The 20,837-nt window shown below is 68.8% G+C and carries 16 protein-coding genes and 3 pseudogenes; 14 read left to right on the top strand and 5 right to left on the bottom strand.

Going from position 1 to position 20,837, the window contains the following annotated elements; translation table 11 throughout:
- Window positions 1-14 precede the first annotated feature (14 nt).
- From OG735_RS18215 to OG735_RS18185, 7 genes are all read left to right on the top strand, one after another.
- Window positions 15-464, top strand: coding sequence for a hypothetical protein (locus OG735_RS18215; protein WP_327324245.1), 450 nt, complete (start codon window positions 15-17; stop codon window positions 462-464).
- A 328-nt stretch (window positions 465-792) separates the two neighbouring features.
- Complete coding sequence (locus tag OG735_RS18210; protein ID WP_327324244.1) at window positions 793-2,565, top strand: serine/threonine-protein kinase; 1,773 nt, start codon at window positions 793-795, stop codon at window positions 2,563-2,565.
- 352 nt (window positions 2,566-2,917) lie between these two features.
- On the top strand, window positions 2,918-3,325 hold the full coding sequence (locus tag OG735_RS18205) for a hypothetical protein (RefSeq protein ID WP_327324243.1): 408 nt from the start codon (window positions 2,918-2,920) through the stop codon (window positions 3,323-3,325).
- Between the two features lie 1,026 nt (window positions 3,326-4,351).
- Complete coding sequence (locus OG735_RS18200; RefSeq protein WP_327324242.1) at window positions 4,352-4,627, top strand: hypothetical protein; 276 nt, start codon at window positions 4,352-4,354, stop codon at window positions 4,625-4,627.
- Between the two features lie 352 nt (window positions 4,628-4,979).
- Window positions 4,980-5,186 (top strand): hypothetical protein, encoded by a 207-nt coding sequence (locus tag OG735_RS18195; protein WP_327324241.1) that lies wholly within the window; start codon window positions 4,980-4,982, stop codon window positions 5,184-5,186.
- Between the two features lie 35 nt (window positions 5,187-5,221).
- Window positions 5,222-5,377, top strand: coding sequence for a hypothetical protein (locus tag OG735_RS18190; protein ID WP_327324240.1), 156 nt, complete (start codon window positions 5,222-5,224; stop codon window positions 5,375-5,377).
- 643 nt (window positions 5,378-6,020) lie between these two features.
- A complete protein-coding gene (locus OG735_RS18185) occupies window positions 6,021-7,493 on the top strand; it encodes a sialidase family protein (protein WP_327324238.1) in 1,473 nt (490 codons plus the stop codon).
- A gap of 157 nt (window positions 7,494-7,650) precedes the next feature.
- Here the strand turns inward: OG735_RS18185 and OG735_RS18180 are convergent.
- Window positions 7,651-7,974, bottom strand: a pseudogene (locus tag OG735_RS18180) (UTRA domain-containing protein); the annotation flags it as partial.
- Between the two features lie 199 nt (window positions 7,975-8,173).
- A complete protein-coding gene (locus tag OG735_RS18175; RefSeq protein WP_327324237.1) occupies window positions 8,174-8,380 on the bottom strand; it encodes a hypothetical protein in 207 nt (68 codons plus the stop codon).
- A gap of 753 nt (window positions 8,381-9,133) precedes the next feature.
- Here OG735_RS18175 and OG735_RS18170 point away from each other — a divergent pair.
- Together OG735_RS18170 and OG735_RS18165 are read left to right on the top strand one after the other, a co-directional pair.
- Window positions 9,134-9,832: pseudogene (locus OG735_RS18170) on the top strand (replication initiator); the annotation flags it as partial.
- 108 nt (window positions 9,833-9,940) lie between these two features.
- Entirely contained in the window at window positions 9,941-10,909 is a 969-nt protein-coding gene (locus OG735_RS18165; protein ID WP_327324236.1) for a tyrosine-type recombinase/integrase, read from the top strand.
- 222 nt (window positions 10,910-11,131) lie between these two features.
- On the opposite strand, the gene OG735_RS18160 is transcribed toward OG735_RS18165, so the two are convergent.
- Both OG735_RS18160 and OG735_RS18155 read right to left on the bottom strand, forming a co-directional pair.
- Window positions 11,132-11,698, bottom strand: a complete 567-nt coding sequence (locus tag OG735_RS18160) for a Uma2 family endonuclease (protein WP_327324235.1) — start codon at window positions 11,696-11,698, stop codon at window positions 11,132-11,134.
- A 774-nt stretch (window positions 11,699-12,472) separates the two neighbouring features.
- Window positions 12,473-12,883 carry a hypothetical protein gene (locus tag OG735_RS18155; RefSeq protein ID WP_327328643.1) on the bottom strand — a complete coding sequence of 137 codons (411 nt, stop codon included), beginning with the start codon at window positions 12,881-12,883 and terminating at the stop codon, window positions 12,473-12,475.
- On the opposite strand from OG735_RS18155, the pseudogene OG735_RS18150 reads away from it, so the two are divergent.
- Window positions 12,881-13,084 (top strand): annotated as a pseudogene (locus OG735_RS18150) (hypothetical protein); the annotation flags it as partial. The gene OG735_RS18155 and the pseudogene OG735_RS18150 sit on opposite strands and share 3 nt — an antisense overlap.
- 426 nt (window positions 13,085-13,510) lie before the next feature.
- On the opposite strand, the gene OG735_RS18145 reads toward OG735_RS18150, so the two are convergent.
- On the bottom strand, window positions 13,511-13,798 hold the full coding sequence (locus OG735_RS18145) for an ATP-binding protein (RefSeq protein WP_327324234.1): 288 nt from the start codon (window positions 13,796-13,798) through the stop codon (window positions 13,511-13,513).
- A gap of 898 nt (window positions 13,799-14,696) precedes the next feature.
- Here OG735_RS18145 and OG735_RS18140 point away from each other — a divergent pair.
- From OG735_RS18140 to OG735_RS18125, 4 genes are read left to right on the top strand one after another with little or no spacing between them, the layout of a single operon-like run.
- Window positions 14,697-15,005: an SseB family protein gene (locus OG735_RS18140; protein WP_327324233.1), complete on the top strand. Its 309-nt coding sequence runs from the start codon at window positions 14,697-14,699 to the stop codon at window positions 15,003-15,005.
- Window positions 14,992-15,546, top strand: coding sequence for a hypothetical protein (locus tag OG735_RS18135; protein ID WP_327324232.1), 555 nt, complete (start codon window positions 14,992-14,994; stop codon window positions 15,544-15,546). Before OG735_RS18140 ends, OG735_RS18135 begins: the two co-directional genes overlap by 14 nt.
- Window positions 15,543-20,099 (top strand): DUF6531 domain-containing protein, encoded by a 4,557-nt coding sequence (locus tag OG735_RS18130; RefSeq protein ID WP_327324231.1) that lies wholly within the window; start codon window positions 15,543-15,545, stop codon window positions 20,097-20,099. Before OG735_RS18135 ends, OG735_RS18130 begins: the two co-directional genes overlap by 4 nt.
- Window positions 20,096-20,548 (top strand): hypothetical protein, encoded by a 453-nt coding sequence (locus OG735_RS18125; protein ID WP_327324230.1) that lies wholly within the window; start codon window positions 20,096-20,098, stop codon window positions 20,546-20,548. The genes OG735_RS18130 and OG735_RS18125 overlap by 4 nt, the downstream gene beginning before the upstream one ends.
- The last annotated feature ends 289 nt before the right edge of the window (window positions 20,549-20,837 follow it).

Below are 20,837 nucleotides of genomic sequence, written 5' to 3'. Positions count from 1 at the left end.
AAATGCGAGAAGAAATGACCGCGATCGAACGCCTATGGGACGACTTTGAGCTTCCCATCAGAGACGCACTACACTTCGCCGACGGCCACTCCTATGATGTCGCCCTCGCCCCCGACGCGCCGAGCGATTTTACGGTGCTCGCCCCCTTCGGCCTGGATGAGATGCTGGAAAGCGATCCGTCTTGGGTGTCTGAGGTCGATGGGCTTGCCGCAGTAGACCTGGGGAGGAAGGGGCTGCTGTGGGGCGGCGAGGGTTCGTACGGGTCAGAGGGGTTCATCGCACGTTTGACTGTTGATCGTGCGCTGATTTGGGCGATTTTCTTCATGGAATCCAATCCATTTGATCGGATCCAGCTGTCCAGCAATGTCGCTACCCTTAGCTCAACCTCGGGGGTCGCGATTACAGTTGACATCGACGATCCACGAACTCCAATCTCTGGACGTGCGTCGAACCGAACCGCATAAGGATCATTTCCTCCGGTAGTCGGTCAGCGCAGCGGGAGCACAAAACAGGTTGCATAGGGTGACACCGTTTCCGGCACCCACAGGCGTGCGGAAACGGCAGGCCTCCATCGTCTTCGCTTTTCCCTTGGACGGCGGAAGTTAGCACCCGGCTCTGACATCTGACGCCAGCCGAGACGCACGGCCAGGGACCGCCGTGCCCGCCATGGGCGACAACCCTGATGGGCGCCACATACTTGCGCACGGCCGCCGACTTCCCTTCACGTCCCTGCCTCTACCCTTGAGGACTTCGGATTGATGGTTCACGAACAACCACGGAACGGAGCGTGTGGTGACCTCGGGGGAAGCGCATGGCGCAGAGCTGACGGGCAAGGTACTCGGGGGGCGTTACCGGGTGACCTCCATGATCGGGCGCGGTGGCATGGGGGTGGTCGCCCGGGCGGTGGACGAACTGCTGAACCGAGAGGTCGCCGTCAAGGTCCTGCGGGCTTTCACCGACACCTCCGCAGCCGAACTGGCCGACGTGCGGACCCGGATGCAGCGGGAGGCGCAGGCCGCCGCCCGTATCCGGCACAGCGGCGTGGTCACCGTCCACGACGTGACCGAGGAGCAGGGCCTCCCGGTCATCGTCATGGAACTCGTCGACGGGCCCTCGCTCGACGACGTGCTGGCGGAGCGCGGCACACTGGAGCCGCACGAGGCTGCGGCGATCGGCGCCAAGTTGATGGACGCGCTCGACGCCGCGCACCGGGCCGGCGTACTCCACCGGGACGTCAAGCCGGGAAACGTGCTGATCGAGCACGGCGGCAGGGTCGTGCTCACCGATTTCGGTATCGCCACCATGGAAGCCTCCGGCGACGAGGCCATGGCCAAGCTGACCCAGAGCGGTCAACTCGTCGGTTCCCTCGACTATTTGCCGCCGGAGCGCGCGCAGGGCAGGGAGCCCGGTCCCGCGTCGGACATCTGGTCGCTCGGCATGACGCTCTACGCGGCCGTGGAGGGCACTTCGCCGTTCCGCCGCACGTCCGCGTGGTCCACCCTGTCGGCGATCGTCACCGAGCCCCTGCCGGAGCCCCGCCGGGCGGGACCGCTCACGCCCGTGCTCCAGGCGCTGATGGCGAAGGAGCCGGAGAACCGGCCCACCGCGGAACAGGCGCGCGGCATGCTGGAGCGCGTCGCCTCGGGCGGGACGGTGCACCTCGCGTCCGCCGCTCCGACGCCGACGCCGCCGCCGACGCCCGCTCCCGCTCCCGCTCCCGCGGTGGGTCCCGGGGCTGCGGCCGCCGCCGCACCTGCCCCCGGGTTCGGTCCCCCGCTGTTCCCCCAGCCCGCCCCGCAGCCCGAGCCTCTGCACGCCGGCTACGCGCAGCCCGTCCTGCCGCCGACGCTGCCGCAGCACGGCGCGCCGGTCGCGGGCCACGCCGGAGTCCCCGCTCCCGAGACGAGCCGGACGGCAGCCCGTCGCGTACGGCGCCGCAGCAACCGCACCGTCGTCGCGGCAGCGGCCGCCGTCGTGCTCCTCGCCGCAGGCGGCGGAATCACCTACGCCCTGACGTCCCAACAGGGCGGCAAGACCACGGACGGCGCACAGGCGACGCCGCCCGGCGTCGGCTCCCCCACGGACAGCCCGTGGCCGACCGGGGGCAGCACCCCGTCGTCCGCCGGTTCTCCCGGCACGTCCTCGAAGCCGTCGGCCTCGGAGGAGCCGGACGGTCACGAGGACGAGGAGCTGGGCCCCACGAAGAAGCCCGGCGTCGAAGGCGACAAGCCGACCGAGAGCCCGTCGGCCTCCCAAGAGACCAAGCCCAGCCCGACGGTGAAGGAGCCCACCCCGGTGTCGACGGCCTGCACCGGCTGGGGCCACGAGAACCGCAGCGACGGCTACGGCTACCTGGCCGAGACGTCCCACCTCTACACCGGGCCGTACGCGGAATGCCAGAACGTGACCGTGGTCAAGACCGGTGTGAAGCTCTACTACCACTGCTACGTCACCAACGCCTACGGCAACAAGTGGATCTACGCCCGTATCGATGGGACGAACACCGAAGGCTGGGCCTCCAGCACCAGACTCTCCAAGGAGAGCGGCACCCTGCCCCGCTGCTAAGCGTTCCCAACCACTGCTGGATAGGGGCGCAAGCGGCCACCGTGGTAGCCCCGCCACGGCCGCCCGGGACCGCTTCAGAGTGGAAGATCCGTCACGTGCCGCGATTCCCCGCTGTTTCCCCTCGGATCTGGCACGGATGTGGCACGACCTTGGCTCTGATCTTCTTGCTACAGGACTCAAAGCTCGCTCTGCGGGCCCGGCTTGGCGCCGGGCGACGCTCCTGTCTCCGCCCCGCTCCGCCCAGTCGCCCCCGCTGCTCTTCACCGAGGAGGAGGGTGGCAACGATGACGACCGCATGATGTTGAATGTCACGAGCCAACGCAGCACCAGGAGTTCGACAAAGGGAGAGCACATGAGCAGGCTGGGGCGCGCGCTGATGGTGACTCCTGCGGCGGCGGTACTCGTCGCCGCCGGGACGGCAACCGTGGCATCGGCTGCGACCGGCACCCCGAGTGGCGCGCCTCCGTCGGGCGCCACGTGCGTGTCGACGACCGGTGCCAAGGCGTGCTTCGCCGCGTATGGAGACCGGGTCTGGGTCAAGGACACGAAGGCGAACGGACAGTCCGCCGCAGGCACGATAAAGTCGAAACTCCCGGCGCACTGGGGCCGCGAGTGCTTCAACAACCGCGGCAAGGACGGCGGCTGGGTGATGTGCAACTTCGACGTGCCGGAAAACCAAAAGGGCGAGCTCTGGGCCGTCAACAACCCCTTCATCGGCAGTCAGGCGTATACGGAGATCTTGACCAGCGACCTTGCCTGAGCCGCACACTGTCGGCTGGTCGGGGCGATGGATGTCGATGACACAGGACACAGACTGAGGCTTCGACGGGATTCGCTCGGACGCCCCATAATTGAAGGAGCTCCGGCGACAGCTGTGATCTCGTGAGGTCGGTGGAGCGGCTTTGGGCGGGAGCTGCCATGGGGCGAGAGATCGGGGCCGTACGCCGGCCGCGGCGACTTCGGCGGGCGTGAGCCAATCAACTGCCGTCGAGTCGGACGAGGTTCGTTCGATGCCCGTTTTCGGCTCCGACGATGAGTAGGTCCCACTGCCTCAGCGTTCGGCACCGGAAGCGCTGGATGCCTGCCTTGTAAGTTCGCTCCAACTGAACCTTGGCCGGGCCTGGCTGCGCGCACAAGTACCGTCTACAGCCGCCCAATGCCGCAGCTGTCCGCGGTCGTTGATGTCAGCGTTGGATGTCACCGGAACAACTGCGGCACGGGGCAGATCTCCAAGGGCTCACCCGGCCGCTCCGCCCTCACGGCCCTGCCGGGCTTCGCTCTCCCCGGCGATACCTTGGCCTCACATCGGCGCTCGCCGTGAAGTGCCACCGCAGTGGCGGAGCACCTCGCGGGGAAGCGAAGGCCGGCCGCCTCCCCGGCCGAGCCGCGCCCGGCGGTGTGCAGGGGACATGCCGGGCGGGACGCTGGGCCGTCCGATCACCTGGTCGGCCGGACGGGCCGGCTACCGCGCTTCGCGCAATCGCAGTTACTCAGCGCGGCCGCCCCCCCCGGATGCCCAGGACGGGCGGGGGAGAGGATGCGACGCTGGAGTGAGGGGCCCGCGAGTGGAGGTCCGAGTGCGTCTCATCCGGTCCGGGGCCCTCTCCTTCGGCCTGGCGACCATGTCCCGGTGCGGCTCAATGGACGCGACGCAGAATCGTGCGGTCAGTCTGTGAGCCCGCCGGCCGGGGCACCACTCACCGAGCGTCGCCAGGCGGCCTTACCGCGTGGATCCGGCCCGCCGGGACCAGGACCGCGCGACCAACCCGGAAGGCAGGTGCGTCCCATGCGCACGTCGACCCGTATCACCGGTGCCCTCACCGGCCTGACCCTCACCCTCGGTGGTGCGGTCCTCGCCGCTCCCGCGGCCCGGGCGGACATCCCCGCCTGCACACAGATGGCCGAACTGGCCGGTGCCACCGCTTCCGACTCCGTCACAGCGGCCTGCAGCCGTGGCGTGGTCGGAGACCTGCAGAGTTGTGTGACCGGGCTGACCGGGGCCGGAGTGGCGGGCGGCGCCGCGACCGGTGCCTGCCGGGCAGCGGCCAACGAACCGCGTTAGAGGACCGCGCGGGGCAGCCGCCCGCCGGCACCGGTCGGAGGCAGGTACGGCCCGTCTCCTCCTCAACCCCCGGCCTGCCCGGACACAACGCGGCCCCGGTGGGCAGTCTCGACCGCAAGGAAATCGACGTCGCCCCGCTCCTACCGACGCGCACGCGGCGTACCGATGCGGCCGGTCGAGGTCAGGTGACGTCATGCCTCTCCGGGGCCGGGCAGTCACCGCCCGGGCGCGGCGCCCAGCCTCGCCTCGCGGGCCTCATGCGGAGCGCCCATGCTGAGCAAGAGGGCCCCGTCGTCTTGAGACTTGTCCTTCCCGAAGGCCGAACGAAGGCGCCGGAGAGGAGGAGGAAGTCATGCGCATGCGAAGAATCCTGGGCCTCGCCCTGGCCGCGGCAACCCTTGCCGGCGTGAGCGCCGTCGGCGCTGTCAGCGCCGGGGCCGCCTCGTCTCCGAACATCTCCAGAGACGACTGCACGGCCGCCGGCGGACAGATCGTTTCACGCCCCTACGCCGGCTACGCCTGCGCGCTGCCTGACGGGACCACGCCGGCGATCACTTGACCGGTCGGCGCACGGCTGGGCAGCCAGTCCGGCCGGTGCACCCGGCGCGGTGGGTATGGAGTGACGGCACCCGGTCCACCGTCGGGTGGATCGCCCGCGCCCGTCTCGACACCGCGGCACTCGCGATGGTGGACGCCGACCGTCTCGAAGCCAAGCCCGTCACCGCCTCGAGACGGTCCGCGCTGTCCTGAACACCGCGCTCGCCACCGTCCTGAACGGCCTCGGCCATGTCGTCATACAGCGACCGACGAGGTCGTTCGCATTTCCTGGCTGTATTGATTCGGATTTCCCAGCTGTATTGATCACGAGCGTTGTTGACACTCGGCAGGTCTTGAACAGGCGCAGAAGAACGAGCAGTCCCGCCGGCCTCGAGCCTGGATGTGCCGACGGTGATGGAGTCTTCCTTCTGGCGCGGCCGATGATCGCGCCGCTGTCCGCATTGAGGTGGCCCTTTGCCGATGCCCTGACTCATCCCCACCGTGGAAGAGGTCCAGCAGGTCATCCCGCTCCAACCCGTCTGAGTCAAGGCCGACCCCGCCGGCATCGCCAACCGGCACGCGGCCCACGGCCCTCTCCGGGGACCTACGAGACGGCGCCGTAACAGCACGACCAAGGAGCCGACCGGCACGGTGCACCCGCCGGTCGGCTCCGCCGTGCCCCTCGACGACCCCGGGGACGACTCCGTCGTTCGGCCCATCAAGGGCACCGGCTGCAACGCCGAAAAGGACCAAGCGGAGTCGCCCCACCCTCGCGTTCCGGTACGCCTCCGCGCCCCAGGCCGCCCCGATGACGGCGGTCCCGTACCCCGGCCGACAGGCCCGGAGGAAATCCCGCATGCGCGTCTTCCTGCCCCTGACCGCCGTCACCACCACCGCGCTCCTGCTCGTCACGGTCACCGGCGCGACTCCCGCCGCAGCAGACCGGAACCCCGACGGCACACCACTGGTCAAGGTGTCCCACGGCGACCCGTACGCGAAGTGCACCATCGGAGCGAGGTCCCCCGACAGCATCGTCTACCCGGCCACCGAGGTCGAGCCGTACCTGTCCGTCGATCCGCGCGACCCCAAGCGCGTGGTCACCGTGTTCCAGCAGGACCGCTGGAACGACGGCGGCGCCCGTGGCCTGGCGGCCGGCTGGACCACGGACGGCCACACCTTCCACCGGAGCACGCTGCCGTTCAGCCTGTGCGCCCCCGGCGGCGCGGACTACGAACGGGCCTCCGACCCCTGGGTGAGCACCGGACCGGACGGCACGGTCTACGCCGGCGGGGAGGGCGTCGACTTCACGAAGAGCACGCGCAGCGCCCTCCTGGCAGTCACGTCCCGCGACGGCGGCCGCACTTGGCAGAACCTCACCACCACGCACGTCGACGAGCAGCCGTTTTTCAACGACAAGCCCTCACTCACCGCCGACCCGATCCGCAAGGGCACCGCCTACCAGGTCTGGAACCGCCTCGACAACGACCCACCCGGCCCCAGCTCCCTCGACGGTCCCGGCTACATCTCCCTCACCCGCGACGGCGGCCGCACCTGGAGCAAGGCCCGGCCGTTCGTCGACACCAGCACCGTGCCCAACACCCAGACCATCGGCCATCTGATCGTCGCCGACCGGGGCACCGGCACCCTGTACGACTTCTTCGACCGGATCACCTACTCCGACGACCTGAGCACCGTCGTCGAAGCCCGCTACGAGGTGGTCACCTCGACCGACGCCGGAGAGACCTGGAGCGCCCCGGTCACCGTGGCCCGGGACACGTCCGTACCGGAGGTCGACCCGAACGACCCCACCAAACTGCTGCGCGCCGCGGCCACCCTGCCGAGCCCGGCTGTTGACCCCAAGACAGGCACGCTGTACATGGCCTACGAGGGCTCGGACTTCTCCGGTGGAGAGTTCGACTCCGTCCAGCTTGTGCGGTCCACCGACGGCGGACGCACCTGGGGGACCCCGGAGCTGATCAGCCCCAAGGGCGTTCCGGCCTTCTCACCGTCGATCGCGGTCGCCGAGCGGGGCACGGTCGCGCTCACTTACTACGACCTGCGCTTCCTCAAGCCCGGCAACACCACCACCCTGCCCACCGCCTACCAACTGGCTACGCTGCAGCACGGAAACCCGAAGCTCCGGACCGAACGACGGATCTCGCGGGTCTTCGACTGGCTGCAGGCGCCGTTCGCCGGGGGCTACTTCCTCGGCGACTACCAAGGCCTGGTGGCAGACGGCAAGGGAGTACGGGCGGTGCTCACCGAGACCCACTCCGGCGCACCACAGAACCGTACGGACGTGTACACCAGCAGTCTCCGCACCCGCTGACCGACGCGGACGCCGTCGGCCGGCCCGACCGCCGACGGCTGCAGACAGGCCTCGGACCCACTCCGTGGCCACGTTGGGCGGGGAGGTTTGGCCGCGTCCCGCCCGGCGGGGCGGGTCTGCTGCTCTGGGGTCGCGTGGTTTCCCGGTCTGTCGGGCAGTACGTCCGCCGGATGTGCGTGACGAGCGCGGCCTTCTGGATGCCGAGCAGTGATGCCTCCTCGGCAGTCGCCTGCCTTGGCTCCGGCTGCTCCACGGCGTGGCTGACGGTGACCCCGATTACGGCCATGCGGTTCACAACGCCCGCCCCCGCGTGGGGCCCTCCCTCAGGGAGGACGACGAGAGTGCCGGCGGTGAGGTCGTACGGCTCCCAACTCGTCGACAGCTGCACTACCCTGCCGTCCGCCAGGAACTCGTACGTCGTCCGGACACACAGCTCGCCCTCGGCGATTCCGAGCCGCGCCGCGATCTCCGCCGGAGAAGGTGCGGCCTACGGCCGCGCAAACCTTGGCAGCTCGCTGCGCTCGCGCGCGACGGCGTTCGGGAGCTCCCGCCCGCCGCGTGCCTCCGGGCCGACTCGGACCTAGCGTGCCCGACGGGTCGGCACAGTCCCTGCGACTCTCCCGGCTACGCTCGCCGCGGGAGCGCCCCGCGGCGCGTGGCTGCGGGGCGCCTTGTGGGGTTTAGTCGATCCGCTCCCCGTTGTGCGTACCGCCCTTGCAGAGGTTGTCCGTCAGATCGGGCGTTCCGCCGCCCTGCTTGCACTGAGAAGGGGTGACGTAGGATGCGGCACCCTGTGCGGTGGCGGCGGCGGTGGCGGCGCCTGTGAGGCCGAGTCCGGCGAGGGCTGCCGTGGCGATGACGGCGGCGAGAATTCGTCGAATGCGCATTTGGTTCACCTTTCACGGATTGCCTCGGTTGGGGCACTAGCCAGTTTGATCTTCACCCATGTGGGTGGCACGTCATGTTGCTCCATTCGGGTGACAGTGCTGTCGGGTGCGGGGTCGGTGACACGACCCGTCGGACAGGCCCTAGAACGAAGAGACCACCCCGGCCGGATGGGTGGTCTCTTCGTTGTTCCGGAGGGGGCAGCGTCCGCAACCGGCCCAATGCTAAGAGCCGTGTTGACCTGCGGAAACGCGCCCTTAGTAGCGGAGGGTGGCCGGACGCTGGCGGACGCTACACAATCTGTTTAGCGTCCGCAGGAAAGGTGCAGGTCAGAGGGGGCGAGCGATCCCCTGCGGACGCTATTTTCCCGTAACTCTCAAGTTTTGCCGGGGATGGCCTTTCAGGCGGGGCGGGATCGCGGGCCCGGCTGCCCGCCCGCCCGCCCCCCTGAAAAGCTGTGGTGAACCACAGAGAGCGGGGGAGGCCCGGCGGCACCTGCCCACGTCTGCCGACTGCCCCTTGGAAGGCCCGCAGGGCAGCAGTCCAGGAGCGGGCGTCCCCGGGGCAGGTACAGGCGCCCTACGCAAGCAAGAAGAGCACTCGCGGCGGTGACGTGCTCCTCTTGCTTGTGCAGGGCGGTCGTGGCGCACCCTGATGCCTTCCAAGCGAGGGCGACGAGTGCCCCGCTTGGCTTTGTTCACGACCGTCTCTCGTGAACAAAGCCACCCGCTCCTGGACTGCCGCCTGCAGGAGCGCACCTGATCACCTCTGGCCTGCGCGGCGGCAAGGGCGTCCCGGAACGCGTCGCCGCACACCCGGGCGTCTTCGCCACCTTCACCGCCCCCAGCTTCGGCCCCGTCCACAACCGCCCAACCGGTCCCGCCGGTTCGGTCCGCCGCTGCCGATGCGGCGTCCACCACGACCAGGAGGACGCCGCGCTCGGCACCCCGCTCAACCCGGACACACATGACTACGAAGCAGCCGTGCTCTGGAACGCGCACGCCGGTCCGTTGCGGCGGCGCTTCTCCACCTACCTGCGCCGGGAGGTCGCCAAGCGGGCCGGACTTTCACAGCGCGCGTTCCGCGAGCACGCCCGGGTGTCCTTCGCCAAGGTCTCCGAATACCAGAAACGCGGCGCCGTCCACTTCCACGCCGTCATCCGCATCGACGGCCCCGAAGGCGGCGACACCCCGCCTCCCGCCTGGGCCACCGCCGAACTGCTCACCGACGCCATCAGCGCCGCCGCTGCCCACGTCCGCGTGGACGGCCCGGTCATCGACGGCCGCGCGCACACCTTCACCTTCGGCCGTCAGATCGACGTACGCACCATCCGCAGCGCCGACTTCGACGGCGGCCAGGAACTGACCGAGCGGGCTGTCGCCTCGTACATCGCCAAGTACGCCACCAAGGGCGCCGAGACCGCGACGGGAGCTCTCGGCCGCCCGCTCAAATTCCGTCGGCCGCCATGTATGCATCCCTGAGAGCGCGTTGGGGGCGTTCATCGAGGCTCACACCATTCAGCCGATACGCCAGCGTGGTGGGGCCCTGCGGAGGGCTGCCTGATGGCCAACAGGAAAGGCAGGCGCAGAAGCTTCGGGTCCGTGCGGCAGCTCGCCTCCGGCCGTTGGCAGGTGCGCTACCGCGATCCGGAGAACGGTCTCCTTCGTCCGGCTGAGAAGACGTACGAGACCAAGACCGATGCGCAGGTCGCGCTCACGCACATCGAGGCGGACGTCACGCGCGGGCAGTGGGCGGACCCGGACGCCGGGGCGGTGAACTTCGCCGACTACGCCTCGGCATGGCTGCGGGACCGGAAGCTGGCCGACCGTACTCGCGAGCGGAATGAGTCGGTGATGCGGCTGCACATCGTCCCCGTCTTCGGCGCGGGCTCCATTGCTGACGTCACGACCGCTCGCGTGCGGAGCTGGCGCGGCAAGTTGCTCGCTGCCGGAGTGGGGGAGCCCACGGTGGTCAAGGCCTACCAACTGCTGCGGGCCCTGATGAACACAGCTGTGGATGACGAGCTGATCCGCCGCAACCTGTGCCGGATCAAAGGTGCGGACAGCCACGACGTGCCTGAGCGGCCCGTGTTGTCGGTGGCGGAGGTCTTCGCCGTAGCTGATGCCATCGGCTCGCGCTACAGGCTGCTCGTCCTCCTGGCGGCGTTCACGACTCTTCGCTTCGGTGAGCTGGCTGGGCTGCGTCGCAAGGACATCGACCTGGCCGGCCGCGTGGTCGTGGTCCGGCGGGCGCAGGCCGAGTTGTGCAGGACGGGCGGCTCTTCGACAAGGCGCCCAAGTCAGCCGCGGGCGTTCGGACGGTTTCCTTCCCGGCTGAGCTGGTCGACGAGATCAGGGACCACCTGGAGTACTGCGCCGCCGAGGGACAGGAAGGTCACCTGTTCGTCGGTCCGCAGGGCGGGCAGCTTCGGCGGAGCAACTTCAGGGATGACTGGATCACGGCCAGGAAGGCGGCGGGTGTCACGGCACCATAATCGGCAAAGGGCCAGCCTGGGAGGAAACCCCTCCTGAGCTGGCCCTTCTGCTTGTGCCCCCGGCAGGATTCGAACCTGCGACACCCGCTTTAGGAGTGGGATCGAATCCTTGCCGGGTGGTGCCTGGCGCTGCCGCGCGATGCTGTTTCCCCTGGTCAGAACCGCACGGCGAGCCACTTGGTCCGGCTCATGCCGCCCTGTATCGGACCGTCCGCTCACGCATCGCTCACGCGCTGCCGGTTGCTGAGCAGCGCGTGGGTCAGATCTGGCCGAGGTCGATCTCCACCGGGAAGGGGGCCGCTACCTTGAGGACGCCGGTGAACACGTCTCCGTCCCGGTAGGTCGTCGTCGCGGGGTCGAGAACGGAGGTGTACACGAGAGGAACGCCTGTCGCGGCCTGCTCGATCCGCCAGTAGAAGCCGATGCCTGCCTTGGCGTACTGGTCGACCTTCACGATCCGGTCGGTGGTTTCCGAGCCTGGCGACACCACCTCCGCGACCAGCAGCACGTGCTCAGGGCGGGTGGGGGTGATGTCGATTGTGTCTGCGCGGTACACGACGACGTCTGGGCGGCGATTGGTGAGTGGGATGTCCTGAAGCCGGACGTCGAAGTCCGTGTCGGCGTTCCACTCCGGGCCCGCGGCGGCATCCAGGACGTTCGCCAGAATCCGGGCCAGCCGGTTGTGCCGCTTGGACGCACTCGGACTCACGACGACCATCCCGTCCACGATCTCGATACCGGCGCACTGCTCCTCGGACCAGGACTCGTACTCCTCGGCAGTGATCTGCTCATGCATCCACGCCGGGGCTACCATCTCGGCCGTCATGAAGCACCTCCCGGACACTGTGTTGCGGGCCCGATCCCGCTGGATTCAGCGTACTGTCTGCCACCCGTCCGGCACGCTGATCTCGGTCACGCCCGCTCCCCGTCGGCCGGCATCCGACCAGCGAGTCCCCTACAGTCAGGAACCGGCGCGGTGGACTTGTCACCAGGAGATCGGAACAGACCGGCGGCGCGACTGACCTGGTGCCCACACCGGTGGGCGCCGCACCACCCGGCGACGTGAACCGTCGCGGAACCCTGGGCCGCAGGACGCACCGAACGCCGAAGCGCGGTCGGATTCGACGGTTCTGGCGTGAACGGATCAGGCTGACTGGAGGACTGGGCTGAGGTCCGTTGGCTGCACCGGGCCCAGGAGATGCCGCTCGCCGTAGCGGACGGCTGCGGGATTAGCGAGCGTCGATGTAGCGGCTGGTCAGGTCGGCGAGGCTTTCGGGACACCCGCGCCAGGAGGCTCTCGCGCCGCCGTGATGACGGCGCGGGGGACCACTCTTACGGCGTCGCCGAGGTTTCCGGGCGGCCGATCACCGCCGAGATGCCGCGGATGCCCGCTGCGAACCCGGTCTCGTGTCTGCATGTGCCGCCGGTCCACAGGGCGGCGCTGTCTTCAGAGCCCTGCGGGACCTGGGCGTGCTCGTCTTTCCACGATCAGCTCGGCGAGTACCAGGTCTTCCCTCAGCCGGCCTCTCCGAGCCGCGAAGACGGCCGTGTTACCTGGCAGTGGTTCGCGACGCGCCGCCAGCGGTCGGCGCAATCGGGATCACCGCTCCACATCCACAGACCTGCGGCTGTCGTCCAGCCAGGGGAAGGAGCCGCCTACCTGGGGGAACTCTGGGGCTACGACCGCGGCGGGCCGGGGCTTGCGCGCCGCGGTGCTCAGCGGTGTCGGCCTTGCCCGGCCGGTGGCGGGTGGCTGAGCCGGTACCAGGGGCGTTTCCTTCCTGGCGGTCGTCTGCGGCGTTGGTTGGAGGTCCGGGGTGCTCTCCGGCTCCTCCTGCCTGTCATGTGCCACTACCAGGATCTCGGTCGACAGAGCCTGGTGCCGACGCCGGGGAAGCCCCGTGATGAGCCGCTCGGCGAGGTCGACGCGCACAGGGACGTACCGGCGCAAGGTCACAAGCCCGGGCCGTCCGATGCCGCGCACCCACTTGCCGCTGGCGCGCGGCTGCACCGCGACGATGCGAGCCGCACCACGCGCAAGCGACTACAGACCGCTGTGGATCTGTTCACGTACTTGGCCTTGCCGATGATCTGCGTGACCGCATTCTGGTGCTCTCCCGCCGTCCAGCCTTTACTCGTGATCGTCTCCCTCGCACAGACACTTGCCCTGGCCGTACTGGGCTGGCAGTTCCTGCGCTATGCGGAGCGGTAGTGCTGCTCTGCCGCCCGCTTCACGTTCAATTCGCGTCCCGACCACCACGGCCGAGTAAGCGCCTCTGCGGCGCTGGGCTGCCCGCTGTGTGGCTCGTGCCGTGCACCGGTTGCCGGCACCAGGTAGTACGGGGCCCGGATACGGGCGGCTTGGGGCAGCTGGGGGAGCGTGTGCTGGGTGGCCGTCGGCAGAGTCACCGCCATGGTCGGCTTCGCGACCGAGAGACGTGCCAGCCCGAAGCTTGCAGTAGCGCGAGCATGGTCTGGATGTCTGTGTAGGCAGGGATGTTGCTCAGCCTTGCCGAGGGCGGCCACCAGCGGGAGCGCTACGTTCTTGGAGCCGTCGACTGTCACGGTGCCGGTGAGTGGTGGGCCCGGACGTACGGCGATCACCTCGGCGGCCACGCCGGGGCGCGAGTGGTCGGCATCAGCAACTCCTCTGTGAAACAAGGGGGAACACGATCTGCTGGTCCGGGCTGGCGGGCAGTGCGATTTCGGCCCAGCAGCATTTCCCGACTGCCGTCGGCTCGACGCCGTACCGGTCTGCGAGAACGGCGACGAGGAACAGGCCCCGGCCGCTCTCGCTGTACGGATCCGGGAGACCTGGCCGGGCCAGCTCCGGGCAGTCGTCGCAGACTTCGATCCGCAGTGCCTGCTCCCCGAAGCGGACCTGGCGATCGCCGAGGCCGCAGCTCAGCTCGTACCGCGAGCCCATGCCACCTCCGAGAACACTGCTCCCGAAGCGGAGCCCGAGCCTGCCGGCGCGGAGGACCCCGACACGGAATCCGTGCCGAACGGTGCCGATCCCTTGGGAGACGCTCGGGAGATCAACTCCCCGTCCGCTCACGCAAACGGCCCCGGACGAGGAGTCCGAGGCCGAGTAGGAGCCCTCCCTGGGGAAGAAACCCCAGGTCAGAGCGGTATCGCGTTGTGCCCCCGGCAGGATTCGAACCTGCGACACCCGCTTTAGGAGTTTTCCCTGATCAAGGCTGTGACCTGCGCAAACGTCGGCAGCAGGCGCCTGGCCTGGGAAAATACCCCTCCGTAGTTCCTCCGTGTTCGCGGGGTTTCCCATCCTCATGTGTGCTGAATCCGTTCTGGGGGGCAGTCGCCTGGCGGGGCATCAGCTGCTCGCACCGCTGTGACTGTCTTCCTACCTTCGCCTCAGGTTCGGAGATCCCTGACCATGACCGCGTACAGCGGAAAGTCGGAACCGTTGCTCGCCGACCTTGGCGTGCTCCCATGACCTTGACCTTTGCCATTGGGGTTTGACCGGTCGCTCCTGCGCGCGTCATACATCGGTGATCGCCGGTAATCGCCCGCTCCAACCGCACAGCCTCATGTCGACATGAGGCGCAAGCCTTCAAGGCCAGCGCGCAACGTCATCCTGTGGAAGCCTTGGTCAGCAGCGCGTGCGCCCTCGGAGCGGGTCGGTCGCCGGACCGGCGCTGCCCCAGTGACACCGACGCAAAGCGCCAACCTCGAATAAATACAGGGGACATGGCACGCATGTGCGATCATTCCCGGTGGGCGTTCGTTCAGTGACGGCGCGAGCGGACCGGGGGAAAGAGATGTCGCTGCGTGATCTGATCCGTGACGAAATGGTCGCGTCGATGTCTCGTTCGGAGCGGCTGGCGGCGATGCGTTCTGCGCGTCTGTACTTCCAACGGCCGGACAAGCCGGGCTTCTTGGTCTGCGAGACGGAGGAAGGCCCGGTGGTGCCGGTCTTCACCTCCTGGGAGGCACTCGCGCTGTTCGCCGGGCCCTGCGGATGGGCGTCCACGACCGTCGCGGACTTGGTGGAGCTACTGCCGGAGGGCGTGTGCGCGTTGGTGGATCCGCTGGGCCCACGGGCGTTCGTGCTGAACGTGGAAACACTCGGGGCTACGGACGCGCAGGGGGAGCGCAATGGCGGAGCATGACAAGGGAACGCCGGGTCTGGATGACATCAAGCCGGGTGATGGCTACAAGATCGAGATCGCCTCGGTGCGTAGTGTACTGACGCCGCTCGAGGAGTCCATGGTGGCCGCGCGCGAGATCAAGGGCGCCTGGAAGGCGATGGCCGAGCAAATCCAGAACTCGGCCGACTTCGACATCTACGACTCGACCGAGAAGATGCTCTCGTCATGGGGCTTCGGCATGGGTCAGGTGGCTGAGTACACGGACACGGTGGTGGAGACGCTCCGGCAGGTCATCGCCGCCTACGTGCTGGCCGATCTGCTGCGCATCAAGGCCTTCGCGCCGACCGCGGCCAACATCGCCAAGCTGCCGTTCGGCGAGCGCGGCCTGAAGGCGTGGCAGGAGGGGTCGAGGCCGAAGTTCGATCCGCCGCCGGAGATCTATCAGGAGCCGTGGCTGGATGACGGCGATACCGGCACTTATCAGGACGTGCCCACCCGTCCGCGCCTGCGCGTCGACGGCGGCTGGGAGGTCGACGGCGGGTCGAAGGGGACGATCGCATGACGAGCAAAGATGCCATGGAGGGCGGCGCAGTCGAGCGCATACCGCCCCATGCCAAACCCAGCGACGTCATCTACGGCACGCCGTCCGACATCGATGACCTCGCCCTCAAACTCGCTGCCTACGCAAGCGCGTTCAAGGACGGGCTGGACAAGCTGGGCACCCTGTCCTTGATGAACTGGACCGGGGCCGGTGCGGAGGGGTTCCAGAGCGCGACTCAGAAGCTTCCCCGGCAACTGGAGTCTGCGGACAAGTACTTCACGTCCGCCGGGAAAGCCCTGGACTCCTACGCCCACAAACTGCGCTCGGTCCACACGCGCCTCGTCCCGATCATCGAGGACGCAGACGAGGCACGGGCGGCCTCCAAGCGTTACTGGACACGCGTCACGGACTACAACGCCGCCTTGGACCGGAAAGATGATCCGCTGCCGGAGCGTCCGCCGGACGACGATCCCGGCCTCGCCGCGCTGAACGACTGCTACGCCCGCCTGGACAAGCTGGAGGGCGAGCTGGAACCCGTCATCGTCGCGGCCAAGCGCGCGATCGACAAGGCGGCCGAGGAAGCCCCCGACAAGCCCCCGCCCCCCAAGGGGTGGGACAGGTTCAAGAACGGGCTCGGCGACTTCTTCGGCGGAGCGGGCGACACCGTGGGCGGCTGGTACGAGGATTTCGACGACCTCGTCCGCGACGGGCCTGATGGCGTCGGTCTGCATCTGGCGGGCATGGTGGACGGCGCCTCCTACGCCGCCCATCACCCCCAGGAGTTCGCCAAAGCCGTCGTCAACTGGGATGAATGGCAGCGCAACCCCGCCCGCGCGGCCGGCCAGCTCACCCCCGAACTCCTCCTCGCCCTCGCCACCGGCGGCACCGGCGCGGTACGGCGCGGCGGCTCCATGGCCAAGGACGCCGCACAGCGCCTGCTCAACCGGGAGCGGGCCCTGCGCCGGGACGGCAGCGCCCGCGAGCGGACGGACAGTGATCCGGACCGGAACACCACGCCCAACGAGGAGCGGCCCACGGCCGGTGAGCCGATCGACGTGGCGACCGGCGAGATGGTCATGTCCGCCACCGACGTCACCCTGCCCGGCGCCCTGCCGGTGGTCCTGGAGCGGCACTACGTGTCGGGGCATCCCTGCGGGGGGTGGTTCGGCCCCACTTGGGCGGGCACGCTGGACCAGCGTCTGGAGATCGACGGGGCGGGTGTCGTCTACATCACGGACGGCGGCATGCTGCTGACGTATCCGGTGCCGACACCCAATGTGGCGACGATGCCCACCTCCGGTCCCCGTTGGCCGCTGTACTGGGACGGCAAGCCCGACGGCGCCTTCTGCATCCGCGTCCCGGAGCAGAACCGCACTCTCCACTTCGCCCCGCTGCCAGTGGGCGGCCGTGAGCTGGCTCTGACGGCGATCACCGACCGGACAGGCGACGGCGACCGCATCGACATCGCTTACGACGCCCAGGGCGCACCGAGGGAGATCACCCACTCCGGCGGCTACCGCATCGCCGTCGATACCGACCCCAAGCTGCTGCGGGTCACAGCCCTGCGTCTCCTGCACGGTGAACAGCGCGAGCACAGCACCACCCTCACCTCTTACGCCTACGACGCCGCGGGCAACCTGAGCGAGGTCTTCAACTCAACCGGCAAGTCGCTGCGCTACCGGTACGACGACGAACATCGTGTGACGTCGTGGACGGACCGCAACGGCACGGCGTACGGCTATGTCTACGACCACCGGGGCCGTGTCCTGCGCGGCATCGGCCCGGACGGCATCCTGTCGGGCCGGATGCACTACGACACGGCTTCCCGCACCACCCGCTACACCGACTCGCAGGGCAACACCACCGCCTACGTATGCAACGAGGCGTACAAGATCATCGCGACCGTCGATCCGCTGGGGAACACCACCCGCACGGAATGGGACGAGACCAACCGGCACCCCGTCGCCGTCACCGACCCCCTGGGCCGCACCACGCGCTACCGCTACGACGACCAGGGCCGGCTGATCGCCCTCGAGCGGCCCGACGGCACCGTGGCCGAGACCGTCTACGACGACCGCAGCCTGCCGCTGGAGACCCGGGAGCCGGGCGGCGCGGTGTGGCGCCACACCTATGACGACCGTGGCGCCCACACCTCCACCACCGACCCCAGCGGCGCCACCACGCACTACGGCTACAACAGTTCGGGCCACCTCACCTCCGTCACCGACCCGCTGGGCCACACCACCCAGATCACCACGGACGCGGCGGGCCTCCCGATCGAGACGACCGACCCGCTGGGCCGCACCATTCGCATGCGCCGGGGCGCGCACGGCCAGGTCACCGCCGTCACCGACGCCCTGGGCCAGACCACGCGTCACGGCTGGACGATCGAGGGCATGCCCGCCTGGCGCGAGGGGCCGGACGGCGCCCGCGAGGTGTGGCAGTGGGACACCGAGGGCAACCTCGTCCGCCACACCGACGAGGCCGGGAGCACGACCGCCTACACCTACACCTACTTCGACCAGCCCGCCACCAGGACCGATCCCGACGGCGCGCACTACGCCTTCGCCTACGACACCGAGCTGCGCCTGATCGGGGTCACCAACCCCCAGGGCAGGCAGTGGCACTACGACTACGATGCGGCAGGCCGTCTGGTCGCGGAGACCGACTTCAACGGCGCCACACGCACCTACGAACGCGACGCGGTGGGCCGCCTCACCGCCCAGACGAACGCGCTGGGCGAGACGCTGCGCTTCACCCTCGACGCGATCGGGCGCATGGTCGCCCAGCACGACGAGACCACCGGCGACGTCACGACGTACGCGTACGACGCGCGCGGCGCCCTGCTCCACGCGGCGAACGCGGACACGGAGCTGACCCGGGAGCACGACGCGGCCGGCCGCGTCGTCTCGGAGACGGTCAACGGCCGCGTCAGCGCCTACGCGTACGACGTCATGGGCCGCCCCACCCAGCGCGTCACGCCCTCCGGCCTGCGCTCGCAGTGGACCCACGACCCCGCGGGCCGCCCTACCGCGCTGAGCAGCGGCGACGGGAGCATCTCCTTCGCCTACGACTCGGTCGGCCGCGAGACCGAACGCCGCATCGGCGACGACACCACCCTCACGCAGACCTGGGACAAGGGCGACCGCCTCACCACCCAGACCCTCGCCACCCGCCGTCAGTCCGAAGCGGACCGGATCCTCCAGCACCGCACCTACGCCTACCGCCCCGACGGCTACCTCACCGAGATACGCGAGCTCACCACCGGAACGCGGCGGTTCGCACTGGACCCCGTGGGCCGTGTGACGGGCGTCCAGGCGCACGGCTGGAGCGAGAAGTACGCCTACGACTCGACGGGCAACCAGACCCACGCCGACGCACCGCACCACCCCACGGCCGGAGAGCGGAGCTACGAGGGCGCGGTCCTGCGTCGGGCGGGCCGCACCTCCTACGAGCACGACGCCGCCGGCCGTCTGATCCGCAAGACCCGCAAGCTCCTCAACGGCCAGACCCGCACCTGGACCTACACCTGGAACGCGGAGAACCGCCTCACCAAGGCCACGACCCCGGACGGCGGGGAGTGGACGTACGCCTACGACCCGCTGGGCCGCCGCATATCCAAGACCAGTCCGGACGGCGCGCCCCTCGCCTTCACCTGGGACGGCACCTGCCTGGCCGAGCAGTACGCCTCGGACGGCACGGCGACGACGTGGGACTACGCGCCGGGCACCCACCGCCCGGTATCCCAGTCCACCCGCCAGACGCTCGAGGCCGGAACCGAGACCGGACCCGGCACCGGACCCGGGACGGGCCGCTCGATCCTCTCTCTCGACGACACCACCCCCCAGTCCGAGTACGACGCCCGCTTCCACGCGATCGTCACGGACCTGGTCGGCACGCCGATCGAGCTGGTCACATCCGACGGCACCCTAGCCTGGCAGCCCCGCACCACCCTCTGGGGCACTCCCCTCCCCGCCTCGGAGGGCGAGGTGGACTGCCCGCTCCGCTTCCCCGGCCAGTACGCGGACCCGGAGACCGGCCTCAACTACAACTACTTCCGGCACTACGACCCGGAGACAGCCCGCTACACCACACCGGACCCGCTCGGGCTGGTCCCAGCGCCCAACGCGCTGGCGTATGTTCGTAACCCCCACACCTGGACTGACCACCTAGGACTTGCCGGGGAGCCGGAATGGGCCAATCCAGAGGATCTCAACTTCTCCCAGCGCGCCGTGTCCCCGAACGACTACGTGGCGAAGATGCGCTCCGGGGAGTGGGACTGGACACGACCCGGAACAGCGTTGAAGGTCATGGAAGTAGACGGCCAACTGGTGTCGTACGACAACCGAAGGCTTGACGCGGCGCGCGAGGTGGGGAGGCCGGTCATCATCGAGCGAGTCGATCCGAACGCGCCTCACCCTGATTCGTCAACCGGACGGACATGGGCGGAGCAGTTCAGAAAGCGCATGAATGACGGGCGGAACAGAAATGAACTAGGCGAGCCAGTTCCCCCGACAGGACTTCAGGAGAGGCCGGAGCACGTGCCCAAAAAAGGGAAATGTAAGAGCAAATGACCGCGATCGAACGCCTATGGGAAGACGACTTTCAGCTTCCCATCAGAGATGCACTGCACTTCGCCGACGGGCACTCCTGCGATGTCGCCCTCGACTCCGACGCGCCGGGCGGTTTCAGGGTGCTCGCCGCCTTCGACCTGGATGAGATGCTCCAAGGCGATCCGTCATGGACGTCTTCGGTCGACGGGCGGGCCGTCGTAGACCTGGGGAGCAGGGGACTACTGTGGGGCGGCGAGGGCTCGTACGGGTCAGACGGATTCGTCGCACGTTTGACTGCTGATCGTGCGCTGATCTGGGCGATCTTCTTCACGGAATCCAATCCATTTAATCGGATCCAGCTGTCCGACAACGTTGCTACCTTTAGCTCGACTTCGGGGGTCGAGATCGCAGTTGACATCGACGATCCACGAACTCCAATCTCTGGACCTGCATCGAACGGAACGGCGTAAGGTTCATTTCCTCCGGTAGTAGGTCAGCGCAGCGGGAGCACAAAACAGGTTGCATAGGGTGACACCGTTTCCGGAACCCACAGGCGTGCGGAAACAGTCCCGAAGCGGAGCCCGAGCCCGCCGAGGCGGAGGAGCCCGGCCCGGGGCCCGTGCCAGATGGTGCTGATCCATCGGGGGAAATATCGGGGCCTGGCGACCCGTCCGCTCACGCAAACGGCCCCGGACGGGGAGTCCGAGGCCGAATAGAGCGCCTCCCTGGGGAGGGAACCCCAGGTCAGCGGCGTAATGC

It is taken from the genome of Streptomyces sp. NBC_01210 (assembly GCF_036010325.1).
In the GTDB taxonomy this organism is placed as follows: Bacteria; Actinomycetota; Actinomycetes; order Streptomycetales; family Streptomycetaceae; genus Streptomyces.
The sequence above is the reverse complement of the archived record's forward strand: the minus strand, read 5'-3'. Positions and strand labels throughout refer to the sequence as shown.